Raw genomic sequence first — 16,501 nt, 5'->3', positions numbered from 1 at the left:
ATCGATAAAATAATATTCGGTTTTACGGAAATCAAAGTACAACCGCCATTAACAAAACCTTGAAAAAGATTCCGCTGCGTTGCACAAACAGATGTTTCGGGGCGGCATTTTGCTACAAATTTCATTTGAAATCAAAGCCTGTTTGCAAGTTTACAATCGTTTACCCAAGAAAGGGCAATTTTACCCCGAACCTATTTCTTTAGTATTAGGGAAGCCGTCCCCCGCCGCGTAAATATTAACGGATATTTACAACATCCCTGCCGGCCGCCTTATGCCCCGTGCTTCCTGACCAGCTCCGCCAGCACTGCCGCCAATTCGGGATGCCGTTTTTCCAACTTTGCCGCCGCCGAATCGAAACTCTCCAGCGCAGCCTTACTCAAATGCAGGGTATTGGTTTTCTGCGGTTTTTCCGGTTTCGGGACCAGCCTGACCGAAACAGACCGTATCGAAGCGTCAAGCCCTGCCAACTGCGGCAATACCGACGGTGCAATCATTTTCAAACGCGATGCCGCCATATTGTTTGCCGCCAAAAGGACAAGCCTGCCGTCTTCGATACATGCCGTCTGAAAATGAGGGTGCAGGTTGGCGGGCAGCAGTTTTTTCACGGCGGCATCCAACCGCCGCCACTGTCCCGCCTGTTTCAAAAGTCCGGAAAGCAGCGCGTCCCGCCTGCCCAACTGTTCCAAATTCATAAAACATACACCCAAAAAGATTGAAATACCGCAAACGCGCCTTTATTTCAGACGGCATTAGCACTTTGCACAAACGCTTGTGCTAAAATCGCGTTTTCGCCCCACTATTATATCAGGCGCAGGAATTATTCATGCTGACAAACATTGCCAAGAAAATCTTCGGCAGCCGCAACGATAGGCTGCTCAAACAATACCGCAAATCCGTTGTCAAAATCAACGCACTCGAAGAACAAATGAAAGCCTTGAGCGATGCGGATTTACAGGCCAAAACAGCCGAATTCAAACAACGCCTGGCCGACGGACAGACTCTGGACGACATCTTGGTCGAAGCCTTCGCCGTCTGCCGCGAAGCATCCCGCCGTGTGCTCGGCATGCGCCACTTCGACGTGCAACTGATCGGTGGCATGGTGCTGCACAACGGTAAAATCGCCGAAATGCGTACCGGCGAAGGTAAAACCTTGGTCGCCACCCTTGCCGTTTATCTCAACGCACTTGCCGGCAAAGGCGTACACGTCGTAACCGTCAACGACTACCTTGCCTCACGCGATGCGGGCATCATGGAGCCCCTCTATAATTTCCTCGGTCTTACCGTGGGCGTGATTATTTCAGACATGCAGCCGTTCGACCGTCAAAACGCCTATGCCGCCGATATCACCTACGGCACAAATAATGAATTCGGCTTCGACTACCTGCGCGACAATATGGTTACCGACCAATACGACAAAGTGCAGCGCGAATTGAATTTCGCCGTCGTTGACGAAGTGGACTCCATCTTAATTGACGAAGCGCGTACTCCGCTGATTATTTCCGGCCAGGCGGACGACAACATCCAGCTCTACCAAATCATGAATACCGTTCCGCCCCACCTCGTCCGTCAAGAGACAGAAGAAGGAGAAGGCGACTATTGGGTCGACGAAAAGGCACATCAGGTCATCCTGAGCGAAGCAGGTCACGAACACGCCGAACAAATCCTGACCCAAATGGGGCTGCTGGCAGAAAACGACTCACTGTACTCGGCGGCAAATATCTCCCTGATGCACCACCTTATGGCTGCCCTGCGCGCGCACTCGCTGTTCCACAAAGACCAACATTACGTTATCCAAGACGGCGAAATCGTCATCGTTGACGAATTTACAGGCCGTCTGATGTCCGGCCGCCGCTGGTCCGAAGGCCTGCATCAAGCCGTGGAAGCCAAAGAAGGCGTGGAAATCAAACGCGAAAACCAAACGCTTGCATCTATTACCTTCCAAAACTATTTCCGCCTGTACACCAAGCTCTCCGGTATGACTGGTACGGCAGATACCGAGGCTTTCGAGTTCCAAAGCATCTACAACCTCGAAACCGTCATTATCCCGACCAACCGCCCCGTACAGCGCAAAGACTTCAACGACCAGATTTTCCGTTCCGCCGAAGAAAAATTCGAAGCCGTCGTCAAAGACATCGAGGAATGCCACAAACGCGGGCAGCCCGTCCTCGTCGGCACGACCAGCATCGAAAACTCCGAACTGGTCTCCCACCTTCTGCAAAAAGCCGGACTGCCGCACAACGTCCTCAACGCCAAAGAACACGAACGTGAAGCCCTGATTGTCGCCCAAGCCGGCAAAGTCGGCGCGATTACCGTTGCCACCAATATGGCGGGACGCGGTACGGACATCGTATTGGGCGGCAACCTGAAGCACCAAACCGATGCCATCCGCGCCGACGAAACCTTGAGCGACGAAGAGAAACAGGCACAAATCACCGCACTCGAAAACGGCTGGCAGGCAGAACACGACAAGGTTATGGAAGCAGGCGGTTTGCACATCATCGGCACAGAACGCCACGAAAGCCGCCGTATCGACAACCAATTGCGCGGACGCTCCGGCCGTCAGGGCGACCCCGGATCCAGCCGTTTCTACCTCTCCTTTGAAGACCCATTGCTGCGCCTCTTCGCACTCGACCGCGCCGCCGCCATCCTCAACCGCCTTGCACCCGAACGCGGCGTCGCCATCGAGCACAACCTGCTGACACGCCAAATCGAAGGCGCGCAACGCAAAGTCGAAGGCAGAAACTTCGATATGCGCAAACAGGTTTTGGAATACGACGACGTCGCCAACGAACAGCGCAAAGTCATTTACAGCCAACGCAACGAAATTTTAACCAGCAAAGACATCAGCGACCTGATGAAGGAAATCCGTTTTGATGTCATCGGCGGACTTGTAGACATATATATGCCGCCGGACAGCATGGAAGAACAATGGGACATTCCGACTCTGGAAAACCGTCTGGCTGCCGAATTCAGACTGCACGAAGACATTCAGTCCTGGCTGAAAGCAGACAATACAATTGACGGTCAAGACATCAAAGAGCGCCTGATCGAACGCATCGAAAACGAATATGCCGCCAAAACCGAACTGGTCGGCAAGCAGGCAATGGCTGATTTTGAGCGCAACGTGATGTTGCAGGTCATCGACAACCAATGGCGCGAACACCTCGCCGCTATGGACTACCTGCGCCAAGGCATACACCTGCGCAGCTATGCCCAGAAAAATCCGAAGCAGGAATACAAACGCGAAGCCTTTACCATGTTCCAAGACCTGTGGAACGGCATCAAATTCCATATTGCCTCCCTGCTTACTTCGGTTCAAATCGAACAAAACCCTGTCGCGGCGGTTGAAGAGCAACCTGTCGGCAACATCCAGTCCATCCATTCCGAATCACCCGATATGGAAGAACTTTTGGGTCAATCGCAAACCGATCTGGTTACCGAAGCCTTTAATCCCGATGGGACAGATTTCAGCCCCGAAGCCTTGGAAGCGCGGGGGCAAATCGTCCACCGCAACGACCCCTGCCCCTGCGGCAGCGGTTTGAAATACAAACAATGCCACGGCAAATTGGCTTAAGCGTTTGAACGCAAATGCCGTCTGAACATCCGGTTTCCGGCTTCAGACGGCATTTTGCCTGAATCACCGTATCCAACCGACAATCCGAAAACTCCCGATTTGATACCGTCCAAACTAAAAACAGGCATCCGCCCCGCCAAACTATGATTCCATCCGACTTCATTGACGAACTTCTGGCCAAAACCGATATTGTCGACATCATCGACGAACAGGTCCCGCTGAAAAAAGGTGGGGCGAACTATATGGCGTGTTGCCCGTTCCACAAGGAAAAAACACCGTCGTTTTCGGTCAGTCCGACCAAGCAGTTTTACCATTGTTTCAGTTGCGGGGCGCATGGTTCGGCGATTGGTTTTGTGATGGAACATCAGGGGCTGTCGTTTCCGGAGGCGGTGCAGTTTCTTGCCGACCGTGTGGGCATGGTTGTGCCTAAAGTGCGCGGGCAGAACGATAATCCCGAAGTCCGTGCCGAACGTAAGAAAAAACAGCAGACGCTGGAGGAAACGACGGCTGCGGCGGCTGATTTTTATGCGCAACAGCTAAAATTCAATCCGGCGGCGAAGGCTTATTTGGACAAGCGCGGCTTGAGCGCGGAAGTCATCGCGCATTATGGGTTGGGCTACGCGCCCGACGGTTGGCAGCCTTTGGCGCAAGTGTTCCAACCGTACCCGAATACTGCGTTAGTGGATACGGGGATGGTGATTGACAATGAGGGGCGGCATTACGACCGCTTCCGCCATCGGATTATGTTCCCCATCCGCAATCCGCGCGGGCAGGTCATCGGTTTCGGCGGCAGGGTGCTGGACGACTCCAAACCCAAATATCTAAACTCTCCCGATACACCTTTGTTTGACAAAGGGAAAAACCTTTACGGCTTGTATGAGGGGCGTGCTGCTGTAAAAGAGGCAGGACGGATTTTAGTGGTCGAAGGCTATATGGACGTGGTCGCGCTGGCACAGTTCGGCGTGGGCTACGGTGTGGCGGCCTTAGGCACGGCAACGACGGCGGAACACGTCAAAATCCTAATGCGTCAGGCAGACAGTATTTATTTCTGTTTCGACGGCGACAGCGCGGGGCGAAAAGCGGCTTGGCGCGCGCTGGAAAACGCGTTGCCGCAGTTGAAGGACGACAAATCGCTGCATTTTTTGTTCCTGCCCGAGGAACACGACCCCGACAGCTACATCCGCGCCTACGGAAAAGCGCAATTTGAAGACGCGCTTCTGAATCAAAGCAAGCCTTTGTCGGAGTATTTCTGGGAACATCTTTCAGACGGCATTAATCTCAATACGCAGGAAGGCAAGGCGGAATTGGTGAAAACCAGTTCGCCACTTTTGGCGCAGATTACCGCTCCGGCATTGGCTTATTTGTTAAAACAACGGCTTAGCGAGCTGGTCGGCATCGACCCCGACAATCTCGCCCGACTGCTGGGACAGGAAGCGCCGAAGCGGCACGTCAAACAAAAAAGCTACAAACTGCCTCCAATTTCCGTCAAACAGCCCGTCATGCTGACGCTGGTACAGCGGCAAATCCGCAGCCTCTTGATAAATCCGGATTGGGCTGCATATATAGACCTGCCTGATTATCTGGCGTTGGACGGTGATTTCGCCTGCCTTGCCAACCTTGCCGAATCGATTAAAAGCCATGCCGCCGTACCCGAAACCGCTCAGGTTTTAGAGTATATGCGCGGCTCGCCTTACGAAGAAACGATAAACCGAATCTTCCATTCAACGCACCAGTCGGAAGAAATGAACAGCAGCAGTGAAGAAGATTGCGAGAATTTCCAAATCGGCATGAAAAAACTGCTCAATGAGTTAAAATACAGCCAAATCGAAGCATTGAAACAAAAAAGCCTGCAATCCGGCTTAAATGAAAGCGAGAAAAAACTTTTGCTGTCGCTGCTGACCGCAAAACAAAATTGACCGGCGGATTCCGCCATCCGTAAACCGTTATGCCGTCTGAAAAGTATTAGGCACAGCTGCATAATATACCGGCAGAACATCCGATTAGACAAACTTTCAGACGGCATCAGAGTACCCCACTCTGCCACGCCTTCAGGTGCGGTCAAACGCAAACCGTCGGCACCTTACCAACAGAAAGCAGACAATGTCCAGAAACCAAAATCACGAAGAATATCAAGACGACACCCGTCCGTTAAGCATTGAAGAGCAACGCGCGCGCCTGCGTCAGCTCATCATCATGGGTAAAGAACGCGGCTACATTACCTACTCCGAAATCAACGACGCCCTGCCAGACGATATGTCCGATGCCGATCAAATCGACAACATCGTCAGTATGATTTCCGGTTTGGGCATCCAAGTTACCGAACACGCCCCCGATGCGGAAGACATATTGTTAAGCGACAATGCCGCCGTTACCGACGATGATGCCGTCGAAGAAGCCGAGGCCGCCCTTTCCAGCGCAGATTCCGAGTTCGGCAGGACGACCGACCCCGTCCGTATGTATATGCGCGAAATGGGACAGGTCGACCTGCTGACCCGCGAAGACGAAATCATCATCGCCAAAAAAATCGAAAACGCCCTGAAAAATATGGTTCAGGCCATCTCCGCCTGCCCGGGATCCATTGCGGAAATCTTAGAACTCATCGAAAAAATCCGCAAAGACGAAATCCGCGTCGACGAAGTCGTAGAAGCCATTATCGACCCGAATGAAGTATTGCTCAACGAATTGGGCTTGGGGCACTTGGAAACCACAGTGCCCGAGAAACCTTCCAACGACAATTCGGATGAAAACGAAGACGACGAAGAGTCGGAAGAAGATGCGGATGAAATCTCGGCAGCCAATCTCGCCGAATTGAAACAAAAAGTCATCGGTCACTTTGCCCAAATCGAAAAAGACTACAAAAAAATGATCGGCCGTTTGGAAAAACACCACAGCCGGCACAAAGACTATCTCGCCTACCGCGACGCAATTGCCAACAAACTGCTGGAAGTCCGTTTTGCCACCCGGCAAATCGACAGCCTCAGCAGCAGCCTGCGCGGAAAAGTAGAAAACATCCGCAAACTCGAACGCGAAATCCGCGACATCTGCCTCGACCGCGTCCATATGGAACGCGACTACTTCATCCAAAACTTCCTGCCCGAAATTACCAATCTGGAATGGATTGAAGAAGAAATCGCCAAAGGCAGGATTTGGAGCGACGCACTCGACCGCTTCCGCCACGCCATCCTCGAAAAACAAACCGAGTTGGCGGATATGGAAAAAGAAACCCGCATTTCCATCGAAGAGTTGAAAGAAATCAACAAAAATATGGTGTCGAGCGAAAAAGAAACCGCAGCCGCCAAACAGGAAATGATTCAGGCAAACTTGCGCCTCGTCATTTCCATCGCCAAAAAATACACCAACCGTGGCTTGCAGTTCCTTGATTTGATTCAGGAAGGCAACATCGGCTTGATGAAGGCGGTCGATAAGTTCGAATACCGCCGGGGCTACAAGTTCTCCACCTACGCAACATGGTGGATCCGCCAGGCAATCACCCGCTCGATTGCCGATCAGGCACGTACCATCCGCATTCCGGTTCATATGATTGAAACCATCAACAAGATGAACCGCATCTCGCGCCAACACCTGCAAGAAACCGGCGAAGAACCCGATTCCGCCAAACTTGCCGAACTGATGCAGATGCCCGAAGACAAAATCCGCAAAATCATGAAAATCGCCAAAGAGCCGATTTCGATGGAAACCCCGATCGGCGACGACGACGATTCACACTTGGGCGACTTCATCGAAGATGCCAACAATGTTGCGCCGGCCGATGCGGCAATGTACACCAGCCTGCACGAAGTAACCAAAGAAATACTCGAAAGCCTGACACCGCGTGAGGCAAAAGTCCTGCGTATGCGTTTCGGCATCGATATGAACACCGACCACACGCTGGAAGAAGTCGGCAGACAGTTTGACGTAACGCGCGAACGCATCCGTCAAATCGAGGCAAAAGCACTCCGCAAGCTGCGGCATCCGACAAGAAGCGACCGTTTGAGAAGTTTCTTGGACAGCGAAGACAGCAAGCTGTAAACCAAAAAACCGCAGATTCAAAATACCTGCGGTTTTTTTCTTACACAATAAACAACGCTTCCAGATACCCCACACTCCTATCCCGTTTTCCCAACAACTCCGGCTGGCAAATCTCCACCAGCGAGCAGGCGTTGCAGCGTTTGCCGTAGTCGGGCGGCGGGGTTTGTCCGCTGTTTAAAAGTTCGCGGACGGCGGCTATAGTTGCGAGAGTTTGGGCGCACAGGCCGTCTGAAAACACGACGGGGACACGGCGGCGGGTTTGCATATACCACAGTGCGCCCTCAGAGACGGTTTGCCCCGTCATTTCTTCCAAGCACAAGCCTTGGGCGCAAAGCTGGATTTGGTCTATCGGGTCGGGTTTTGGCTTGCCACGTTTGTATTCCACGGGTTTCAGACGGCCTGTTTTCGTGTCCACTTCCACCAAATCCAATATGCCGCTGATGCCCGGTTTTTCTGCCGAAACGTGTACCGTCCGCTCAAAGCGCACGCCCTTGCGTGTTTCCGGCTCACCCGAATCTTTGCCGCAATGATATTGCGCGCAATCGGTGTGGGACTTTGCTCCGACACCCGATACTGCGCCCGACGCAGCAGCACATTGCCGCTCTGCCGTCCCTGAAGTCGCCCCAAGAAATGACCGTTTTCCGTAAAAAACACCAAATTCATTTTTAGCCCATTAGATATTTAAATCCAATTTTGAATACTTTCTTGAATCCGTCTAAACCAAATATCTTCATCTTCTGCATCTTGGTTATAGAGCCATTGTTGCTCCAACCAGTTTTCTAAAATAGAAACTTGTGAAAATTGTTGTACAATTCCAACTCTGAAAAATTCAATGAAACTGTATAAATCCATAGGAATAATTTTAGTTTTTCCACCATACCTTTTAGTATGCACTTTATTCAGGTTAAAAAAGAATGCCTTTGTTGCTTCTGATATTTTAGGTGCAATAAAAAAACAATATGCTTTGTTATGCTGTAATTTATTGACCAAATCACCATAGTGCCGGGGAACAGACGAACCTTCCATATTAAATTGAGTTTCACCACGAGACATTGTTACTTCAATAATGCAGGAAAAATCCCCATAATTAATTTCAATATCCGGCTTATTTCCTGGAGCAGTATTAAGTGGTATGCCATCTAAATCAAAAATAAAATTCCCAGAAATTTCTTTAGTGTGATTTAAAGCAGCAAAAGCACGCCAAACATTCCACTCAAGAAACAATGGGGCATCGGGAACTTCTTTATCAATAATTTTATTAAACATAAGATAAATATCATTTAAATCATCTAATTTATTTTCTTTTAATTTAATTATATTATCGCTTACAAATTTTTTCTTTTGCTCAGTTTCTAACGCAACCAAATCGTCTTTTAACTCATCAATAGTCTTACTTTCTAATACTACTTGTTCAGCTGACAAAGATTTTATCTTATCAATTAGCCTATCTTTATTATCTGAAAATAGTTTTAATGATTCAGGATCAAATAGGTAATTTTGAAATGACTTTACACTATCAAAATGCATTGGATGTCTATCAATATTTTCCAAAATAAAATTCACATCATCTTTTCTAGATGGTGAAATCTTAATTCTCATAGTTTTAGAGTCAATTGTAACCAACTCAGTTGCACGGATATATCTAAAAAAAGCATCTGCGTAATCGCGCATATTACTTTCTTTTGTTTTTATGAATTTTTCAAAAGTAGAGTGTTGTAAGGCGGCAGCAGCTTTTGCCCAAATTGGCAGTAGCTTTTGCACCGCCTCAGCGTAGAAAATTGTATAAGCTTTTGCCCAAATTTATCCCCGTTTAATGGCCTGTTAAACGGGGATTATCTTATGTCTTTAAAAGTAGTATGCCGCCCGCCGTCAGAACTTATAAATCAGGTGGTCGTCGCAGCTTTTGCATCGGTATTGCATTATTTTTCCTACATTGCGTGATACAATCCGCGTGCCCTCGAGGGTGGCGGCCTTGGGTCAATGCAGGCTATCTCTGCTTGGCTGTCGCGGCGGGTGTTACCGCACCTGCCGTGTCTCCGTCTCATCTTTCGTGTTCCCCGCCCATGTGGCGGGATTTTTCATGCCTGCCTTTTTAAAGCGGGCACGATGGCGGCGAGGTCGTTGGGCGACCAGCGCCAGCCGTCGGGCAACCCCAATGCGGCGGCGCACCACTCGGAGCAGAACCAACGGCGGCGGTTTTGCGGCAGCCCGAAGGCAATACCCAATGCGCCCATCAGGTCGTAGCCTTGGCCTCGGGTTTCCGCCCATACCCTTTGCAGACGTTCGTGTGCTTCGGAGGTTGACTCCATTTGGATCAAGTCCCACTTGGACGCAGGCAGCGGCATGGTTTTCACGCGCACGCCGCCGTCCCGGATGGAAGCGGAATAGCATTGATACGCTACCTGTCCGCCATTGTTTTTTTCTGTCAGCCTCACTGCAATCTCGCAATGGCTGTATTGTCCTCGTGTGAGGGCACGGGTCAGCCAGTCGGTCGCCCTTGCACACCATACGCGCCAGCCGTATCGTGCATGGTCTGCATGATTTCGCGCAGCAGCTCGGGAGTTAGCTGTAAAAAGCTGTTATCCATCGTCTTCCAGTTGATGGGCTTTTTAAAACCGCCCGTTACACTTTCCAGCGCCAGCGCCAAATATTGCAGGCGAGTGGCGTCATCGGTTTGAAACCATTTGCCTACGGACTTGATATAAACCCCATGCCGCAGGTTGTTGTAACGCTTGGCCTTGATGCGCTCCCACATCTCATCCTGCTGTTCGGCTTTGAGCCGGGCGGCAACGTCCGGAGGCAATATCCAAGCCTTCGCTTTGGCATCCCATGTTTGATGCACATTTTCACGCGGGGTAAAGGTCAGTTCGTCAGGCAGTTCACCCACCTGTTCAAGCTGCACCTCCGCGCCGTCGTCGGTGCGGTAGGCGGTTTTGCCGCGATGGTCTTCTAGGATTTCCCACTCTTGGCCCGTCCAACGCGCGGCATGATGTTCGGGGATTTCAGGCGGCGCGGTCTCAATGCAGCCTGCCGGGATGAGCCAGTTTTCAGGATTTAAGGGATCAGGGTCGGCGCTAGTGCTGCCGACATAGAGGTTTTTTGTGTCGATTTGGTAAACGGTTTTGGGGATCATGGGGTTTATCCTTTCAGACGACATTTGTTTTAACGCGCATCAAATTTTGATGCAGGGCAAAAGGGCGATGTTGCGCGGGCGGTTTTCGGGCGCGGTTGGGACGACGCTGGAGGCGTCGAAAGTGATGGCGCGCGGAATATTGTCATTTCCGCCGTTGCCTTCGCTTGTCCACTGTTTCCATGATTTTTCCACGCCAAACGCGCCCGTCGGCTCAATGTAGTCGAACAGTTGCAGTGCGCCGTTTTTTCCGCTGTCAATTTTGCCGGTAATATTCCGGATGGCATCGCCTTGCGCACTGCCCAGTGCACGCCCGCTGTCGATGCCGCGGCCGTCGTCCCAGCCGCGCACGAATTCGCCGCGAAGGTCGGGCAGATTGAAGGTGGTGCGGCCGTCACCTGTGCCGTAAGTTGTACCGATGGCGGCAAATAGGGCCGCATAGTTGGTGCGCGATACGGCCGCGCCGTTGGCTTTGAGCCAGCCGGTCGGGGCGGTTTGCCCGGCGAAGTACATCACGGCGCCGCTGGGTATCATGCCGGCGAGGTCGTCCACGTTGAGCAGGCGCTTGCCGTCATAGCGTAGTTCGCCGTCGTTGCGCATGGAGAGGTATTTGCCGCTCCGTTTGTTGTAAAAATAAGCGTTTACGTTGTTTGCGCCGATTTGCAGGTATTGGTTGGCATTAAAGTCGCCCACGCTGTCGGCCACAATCGCGCCTTTTTTCAGGGTGGCGAGGCCGGTAAGGGTTTTGTCGCCGCCTATTTCTTGGTTGCCGGTGGCAACTACAGCCAGCTTATTCAGTGCTGCCAGTAATTGATTAGGCTGCGACTTATCCGGCTGGATACCGGCCGCAGTCAGCACGGCCAGCAGCTCGGATTGCACTTGGTTGAGCCACCACGCGGGCAGGATGGTGCCAAGCTCGCTCACGCCGTCGCCGTCGTGGAAGGTCTTGTCGGGGGTTTCGATGGGGTGCATGGTTTAGTCCTTATCGGTAGGTAAATCGGATAGCGGTGTGGGCGGGCTTGAGGCGGTTGAACAGGCTCTCGATCACGGCGTCGCTGTATTGGCTCAAGCGGCTGCCGGCGGTGCCGGAGCCGGCGCGGAAGCACCACACGGTTTGTGATTGGGCGGACACGTCCACCCACCACACCCACATAATGTCTTCGCGGGCGAGACGGTCGCCGGCGCGGTTTACACCGGCGCGGAAGGGCTGCGGCTCGCTGATGGTGATGGTGTAGCCGGCTGCGGCAGCCAGCCGGATGAAATACGGGATGCTCAGGCCGCCGGTCTCATTGAGTTTGGCCAACACATCGGCTACACGGCGGGCGTAGTTGTCGGGCTGCGGCGGATTGATGCCGAGCAGCCGCTCCCAGCGCGTGATGTCGCCGCCGGCAGTGGGGGCGTAGGCGGCAGCCTGCACCTGTGCCGACTGCGTTTGCACGCCGTCGAATATGGCGGCTTCCGCCTGCCGCTCGGCGGCCTGCCGGGTGGCACGTACGTCGTAGCTGACGGGCGGATAGTAGAGTGGGAGTAAATCAGCGTAAGTCATAACAGGGTCATCTCAAACGTGCCCAAGGCGAGCCATTGGATGTGCGGGGTGATGGCGGCGTTTTGGTTGGCGGACGGACTGTCGAGCACGCGGTCGCGCACGCCCGGGGTATCGCTAATCAGTGCTTCGATATGGCTTTTATAGACGGTGTCGCCCGGCTTGATGGTCGCGAAATAGGCTGACAAGGCGCGCTCGGCAGCCTCCTTGACCGCAGGCAGGGTGTAGCCGTCGGCCAGCGATACGCGCACAGATACATTGAGCGGCACGCGTTGCGGCGCCACCACCTGCACGTTTTTGGCGGTAACCGGGCGGCGTTCGTCGATATACTGCTGCACGGCCCGCACCACATCGGGAGAGGGTAAACCGGAAGCGGTAAGGATGGCCACATCCACCGTGCCCAAACCGCGACGCAGCGGATACACAAATGCCGCCTCCACCCCTGGCACGTCCATTGCCCAGCGGTAATAGTCGTAGGCGTTGCCGCCGGCGGGCGGCTGGCGCAGGCGCGACAGCAGCCTGTCTAACAGCGCGGCATCACTCTCGATATCGGTGCCGCCCACCATGCTGGTAAGCACGGCATCTGCCTCAATGCCGGCAGGCGGGCTTTGCAGTTTGGCCGGGGTGTTGTCCGGCTGATTGCCGGTGGCACCGGTGCTCAGGCAGTGGCAGGCAATCAATGCCTGACCGCTGCCGTCGGTTTGACCTGGTGCACTGGTTTGATAGGCAATGTTGCCCACTTGGGCCACCAGCCCGGCAGGCAGAACGGTATTGGGTGCGCCGCTGATGCGGATGCTGCCCGCCGCTGCGGCAGCCGCTTTGCGCCAAATGCGATACATGGCGCAATGGCGCTCCAAATAGGCGGTGTCCGCCGTATCGGCAAATACCTGCCGCAAAATCCACTCTTGATGCTGGTATTGCCCCTCGGCCAGTGCGGCCAAAGCGGTGGCGCGGGCGTAATTGTCGCTGCCGGGGTGGGTGTGGGCGGCAGGCTGTTGGTTGCTCAAATCGCGCAGGTAGTCGCTGCGCAGTTGCTCAAAGTTTTTGGTTTTCATGCCAGCCGCACCTCGTGGATTAAATTCAAACTCCGGCCGCTTGCATCCACCGCCGCAATATCCAGCCGCAGCCAGCCGCGCCGTGCCAAAGAGGCGGCCACATTGATGCGGCGGGCACGGCGGGTATCCAAAATCGGCTGCAAAGCCTGCTCGGCATACTGCTTGGCCAGCACCGCCATGCGCGGCAGGTCTTTCATGCGGCGCAATTCGTGCAGGCGGCTGCCTAATGCAGGTTCGGCCCAGTAGCTGCCCAGCGGGGTAACCAGCCTTACATAGACTTCGTTTTCGATCCCTTGCGCGGATTGGTTTAATAAGTAGTCGCCGGTGGCGGGATTAAGTAAAGCGTCCATACCAGAATTTTCGGATATGAACGCCCCTTCTTTGAGTGAATTGATGTCAGACAAATATAGAAAGCCGCCTAAAAACCCAATAAGGATTCTTAGATGACCTTTAAAAGCAGTTTAAATGACTTCACCGGTTTCCGAACCGTTGGTCTCAGTATGTTTGTGATTACTGCCGACATCTTTACCGTTGTTGGTTAATGCGCCGGTAGTATTCAAATTGCCGACCATATCCACATTGCCGGTAAATGTCGTACCGCTACCGCCTTGCACCGCCATACCGCCATTGCCGTTGATTTGACCTTGCGCAGTCAACACCGCCGAACATTCGACCTTTTCTGAAGTAATATTTACGCCGCCAGGTGCTTTGATATTCAGCGTTTCGCAGTCGATCTCAATGACACGCCCCTTTTTTAACACCATCTTGGCACCGTCGGCGTTGTAAACCGCCGTTTCGCCATCAGACAAACCGGTAATGCGGTACGCGCCGTTTGTCGTGGTAACAATAATACCGTGGCTGGTTTTGCCGCCCAAGGGTACGCGCCATAAGGAAATACACTGAGTCGATGCCGTCCGGTTCGCTCAATACGTTGATTCTCTGACCCGGTTGCCACAACGTACCGTCATCGGTTCGGTGCCCCTGTACCACTGCCGTGATGGTCAAGCCTTCCAAGCGGCTGTCCGCCAAGCGTTTCTTTGCTTTACGTTCCGCTTCCGCCTGACTGTCAACATCAGGCTCTGTCACAATTAAAGGCCGGCTCAGCTTAAGGGATTCATCTTTTACCGTTGCTTTGATATTGTGCTTGCCGGTATGGCTTTGTCCCAATACCGTGACCTCACTGTACCGAGCAGCCATATTGCGCTCGACTTCCAGGCGCTTGATATTGTTATTGTCGCCACTGACCCGTAAGACCAACTCGGCAACAGGTGCTGTAGTGTAGTCGGGGCCACCGACAACCAACGTACCGTCAGGCTCCATCCAAGGCCATACCCCGTTGGCTTCGGCATATTGCGTCAAGGCATCCCATGCACGGCTTCCGGGCTCGATTTGTACTTTATGGGTTTTATTGGTTTTGGCTGCATCGATACGGATTTTTGACAAACCCAAAGGCTTGACGATTTTTTCAATAATTTGGTTTAAATCCATATCCTGCGCGTTAAACAACGGCGCAGAACAGTCCAACAGGATACCGGCATCATCGCGGCCTTGAATGGTCAGCGTTTTATTGCCTTTCTCTGTCGTAGTGTGCGCACGGTCGATACGGCCGCTCAATACCGTATCGCCGCCCACGCGCACTTCCACTTTGTCGCCCACCCGCACCGCATCGGGTTCGGCATCGACGGGACGGCCCAGCGTAACGCTGAAATCATCGGCAGGAGTCAACAGGTCGGACACAATGTCGTAATTCGTCCACTGCCCATGAGTTTTGCCGTTAATCATCAGAGTGACGGAATTATTTGGCGTAGGCATTCAACACCTCTCCTTTACTGAGAAAGTTCGGATGACGGATTTGCGGATTCAGACACAGCAGCTCGCCAAAACGGCTGTAATCGCCATACCATTCAAACGCCAACAGATGCAGGCCGGTATCATGTCCTACAATTTTCTGCACTAACGGAGGGCGCATATTCAAAACGGCAAAAGCCTGTTTTTGCAGCTTGTGTGCCGTATCACGCAAACTTTCAGTCAGTTCGGCGGCAGTTTCAAGATATGGTGTTTGCGGCAACAGGCCTGCCGCTTCGATACGTCGGTACACATCATCGGCGCTGTCTGCCGGTGTCTGATACAGCCGCAGCAGGAAATAAGCCATCTTTCCGGCCTTTGCCTCGTCTGCCGACATCATCGCCAAAATACGGTTTGCGCCCAGCGCACGTTGCAAAGCAGTATGGGTATCGGATAATAGGCGTGAGATTTCCACGGGCGTTAAAGTCGGATCATCAATTTGTGTTGCCAAAATATCTGCTGCCTGTTCCGCCAAAGCACACGCTCCGACGGTTGCGGTAAACGCTGTGAACGCAGCGACATCTTCAACCTTTGCACGCTGAATTAAATCTATTGCCGAAACACTGCCTTCTGCCCCGCGACTTACCTGCCACGGTGTAGCGGCGGCTTTTGATACCCCACCAACCATATCGCGCCAGCCATCCAGCCCACTTTTACCGACAACGTGCATATTTGCCAACACACCGAATACTGATTTCAGCTCCGCCGCCAATACACGCGGGCTGTTCAGAAGATTCATTGAGCCGGCAAACACGCCGTTAACCTGACCATACATAACGCCGACTGCCGTCAATACTGTGGCATGAAATGCGTTCCAACGGCTTTGTGTCTTCTGAATCTTGCCCAAGGCCGTCTGAAACACTTCAAAACCCTGCCATGAGGCCAAATCTGCCAGCCAATCGATTTCATCGGCCAGTGCAGACGGCAATTCACGGTCAAAAAACGGGGCGGCTTTGACACTTTGCTTAAAGGTCATCCGCACCGTACAGTAATCGGGATTTTCTTCATTATGAGCAGCTTCAAAATCAGCCACCACGCAATCGGGCACGCTGCCGTAAATCGGGTGGATCAATTCGCCCGCACCAGTCTCCCGCAAAACACCTAACAGGCTTTGCAGCCTGCTTTCATAATCATCCCCCCACAATACCGCCGTCAGGCTCATATCCATTGCCGATACGCCCGTGTCCTCAATATCCGAACCCTGAACAAACGGGTATTCGTGTTCGGCTAAGGCGTGCGTGCCACGCAACGTATCATCGATTACATCAAAGCCGACACCCTTGAAACTGGCATCAAGCAAAGTATCTTTCCAACTCATCACGGAT

At 52.8% G+C, this 16,501-nt stretch carries 13 protein-coding genes and 4 pseudogenes; 3 read left to right on the top strand and 14 right to left on the bottom strand.

Going from position 1 to position 16,501, the window contains the following annotated elements; all coding sequences use genetic code 11:
* Positions 1–269: 269 nt before the first annotated feature.
* On the bottom strand, positions 270–692 hold the full coding sequence (locus tag DBY86_RS01615) for a DciA family protein (RefSeq protein WP_107818651.1): 423 nt from the start codon (positions 690–692) through the stop codon (positions 270–272).
* Between the two features lie 131 nt (positions 693–823).
* Between DBY86_RS01615 and secA the strand changes: the two genes are divergently transcribed.
* The 3 genes from secA to rpoD all read left to right on the top strand — a co-directional run bounded on the left by secA (position 824) and on the right by rpoD (position 7,603).
* Entirely contained in the window at positions 824–3,574 is a 2,751-nt protein-coding gene (gene secA, locus DBY86_RS01610) for a preprotein translocase subunit SecA (protein WP_107818650.1), read from the top strand.
* Between the two features lie 143 nt (positions 3,575–3,717).
* Complete coding sequence (gene dnaG / locus DBY86_RS01605) at positions 3,718–5,490, top strand: DNA primase (protein ID WP_107818649.1); 1,773 nt, start codon at positions 3,718–3,720, stop codon at positions 5,488–5,490.
* 184 nt (positions 5,491–5,674) lie between these two features.
* Entirely contained in the window at positions 5,675–7,603 is a 1,929-nt protein-coding gene (gene rpoD, locus DBY86_RS01600) for an RNA polymerase sigma factor RpoD (protein WP_107818648.1), read from the top strand.
* 40 nt (positions 7,604–7,643) lie between these two features.
* Here rpoD and cas4 read toward each other — a convergent pair.
* From cas4 to DBY86_RS01540, 13 genes and pseudogenes are all read right to left on the bottom strand, one after another.
* Positions 7,644–8,126 (bottom strand): annotated as a pseudogene (gene cas4, locus DBY86_RS01595) (CRISPR-associated protein Cas4); the annotation flags it as partial.
* A pseudogene (locus DBY86_RS12835) lies at positions 8,102–8,266 on the bottom strand (CRISPR-associated endonuclease Cas1); the annotation flags it as partial. The pseudogenes cas4 and DBY86_RS12835, both read right to left, overlap by 25 nt.
* Positions 8,267–8,284: 18 nt before the next feature.
* The gene (locus DBY86_RS01585) at positions 8,285–9,364 is read right to left on the bottom strand and encodes an AlwI family type II restriction endonuclease (RefSeq protein ID WP_159068533.1); all 1,080 of its coding nucleotides are present in this window, start codon (positions 9,362–9,364) and stop codon (positions 8,285–8,287) included.
* A 317-nt stretch (positions 9,365–9,681) separates the two neighbouring features.
* Positions 9,682–10,086 carry a hypothetical protein gene (locus DBY86_RS01580; protein WP_107818645.1) on the bottom strand — a complete coding sequence of 135 codons (405 nt, stop codon included), beginning with the start codon at positions 10,084–10,086 and terminating at the stop codon, positions 9,682–9,684.
* A complete protein-coding gene (locus DBY86_RS01575; RefSeq protein WP_107818644.1) occupies positions 10,083–10,736 on the bottom strand; it encodes a DUF4376 domain-containing protein in 654 nt (217 codons plus the stop codon). The genes DBY86_RS01580 and DBY86_RS01575 overlap by 4 nt, the downstream gene beginning before the upstream one ends.
* A gap of 39 nt (positions 10,737–10,775) precedes the next feature.
* Positions 10,776–11,246 (bottom strand): phage tail protein, encoded by a 471-nt coding sequence (locus DBY86_RS13515; RefSeq protein WP_234403363.1) that lies wholly within the window; start codon positions 11,244–11,246, stop codon positions 10,776–10,778.
* Between the two features lie 221 nt (positions 11,247–11,467).
* Positions 11,468–11,705: pseudogene (locus DBY86_RS13510) on the bottom strand (phage tail protein); the annotation flags it as partial.
* A gap of 10 nt (positions 11,706–11,715) precedes the next feature.
* Entirely contained in the window at positions 11,716–12,279 is a 564-nt protein-coding gene (locus DBY86_RS01565; protein WP_107818642.1) for a YmfQ family protein, read from the bottom strand.
* Positions 12,276–13,331, bottom strand: coding sequence for a baseplate J/gp47 family protein (locus DBY86_RS01560; protein WP_107818641.1), 1,056 nt, complete (start codon positions 13,329–13,331; stop codon positions 12,276–12,278). The genes DBY86_RS01565 and DBY86_RS01560 overlap by 4 nt, the downstream gene beginning before the upstream one ends.
* Positions 13,328–13,681, bottom strand: a complete 354-nt coding sequence (locus tag DBY86_RS01555; protein WP_107818640.1) for a phage GP46 family protein — start codon at positions 13,679–13,681, stop codon at positions 13,328–13,330. The genes DBY86_RS01560 and DBY86_RS01555 overlap by 4 nt, the downstream gene beginning before the upstream one ends.
* Positions 13,682–13,792: 111 nt before the next feature.
* Positions 13,793–14,206, bottom strand: a complete 414-nt coding sequence (locus DBY86_RS01550; RefSeq protein WP_465119535.1) for a phage baseplate assembly protein V — start codon at positions 14,204–14,206, stop codon at positions 13,793–13,795.
* Between the two features lies 1 nt (position 14,207).
* A pseudogene (locus DBY86_RS01545) lies at positions 14,208–15,143 on the bottom strand (phage baseplate assembly protein); the annotation flags it as partial.
* Positions 15,127–16,494 (bottom strand): DNA circularization N-terminal domain-containing protein, encoded by a 1,368-nt coding sequence (locus DBY86_RS01540; protein ID WP_107818639.1) that lies wholly within the window; start codon positions 16,492–16,494, stop codon positions 15,127–15,129. The pseudogene DBY86_RS01545 and the gene DBY86_RS01540, both read right to left, overlap by 17 nt.
* Between the last annotated feature and the right edge of the window lie 7 nt (positions 16,495–16,501).

It is taken from the genome of Neisseria bergeri, assembly GCA_003044455.1.
GTDB lineage: Bacteria > Pseudomonadota > Gammaproteobacteria > Burkholderiales > Neisseriaceae > Neisseria > Neisseria bergeri.
The sequence above is the reverse complement of the archived record's forward strand: the minus strand, read 5'-3'. Positions and strand labels throughout refer to the sequence as shown.

Excerpts from the sequence above, each read along its gene's own strand:
- DBY86_RS01555 (WP_107818640.1), bottom strand. The coding sequence starts at position 13,681 with ATGGACGCTTTACTTAATCCCGCCACCGGCGACTACTTATTAAACCAA.
- DBY86_RS13515 (WP_234403363.1), bottom strand. The coding sequence starts at position 11,246 with ATGTACTTCGCCGGGCAAACCGCCCCGACCGGCTGGCTCAAAGCCAAC.
- dnaG (WP_107818649.1), top strand. The coding sequence starts at position 3,718 with ATGATTCCATCCGACTTCATTGACGAACTTCTGGCCAAAACCGATATT.
- DBY86_RS01540 (WP_107818639.1), bottom strand. The coding sequence starts at position 16,494 with ATGAGTTGGAAAGATACTTTGCTTGATGCCAGTTTCAAGGGTGTCGGC.
- DBY86_RS01560 (WP_107818641.1), bottom strand. The coding sequence starts at position 13,331 with ATGAAAACCAAAAACTTTGAGCAACTGCGCAGCGACTACCTGCGCGAT.
- rpoD (WP_107818648.1), top strand. The coding sequence starts at position 5,675 with ATGTCCAGAAACCAAAATCACGAAGAATATCAAGACGACACCCGTCCG.
- DBY86_RS01565 (WP_107818642.1), bottom strand. The coding sequence starts at position 12,279 with ATGACTTACGCTGATTTACTCCCACTCTACTATCCGCCCGTCAGCTAC.
- secA (WP_107818650.1), top strand. The coding sequence starts at position 824 with ATGCTGACAAACATTGCCAAGAAAATCTTCGGCAGCCGCAACGATAGG.
- DBY86_RS01575 (WP_107818644.1), bottom strand. The coding sequence starts at position 10,736 with ATGATCCCCAAAACCGTTTACCAAATCGACACAAAAAACCTCTATGTC.
- DBY86_RS01615 (WP_107818651.1), bottom strand. The coding sequence starts at position 692 with ATGAATTTGGAACAGTTGGGCAGGCGGGACGCGCTGCTTTCCGGACTT.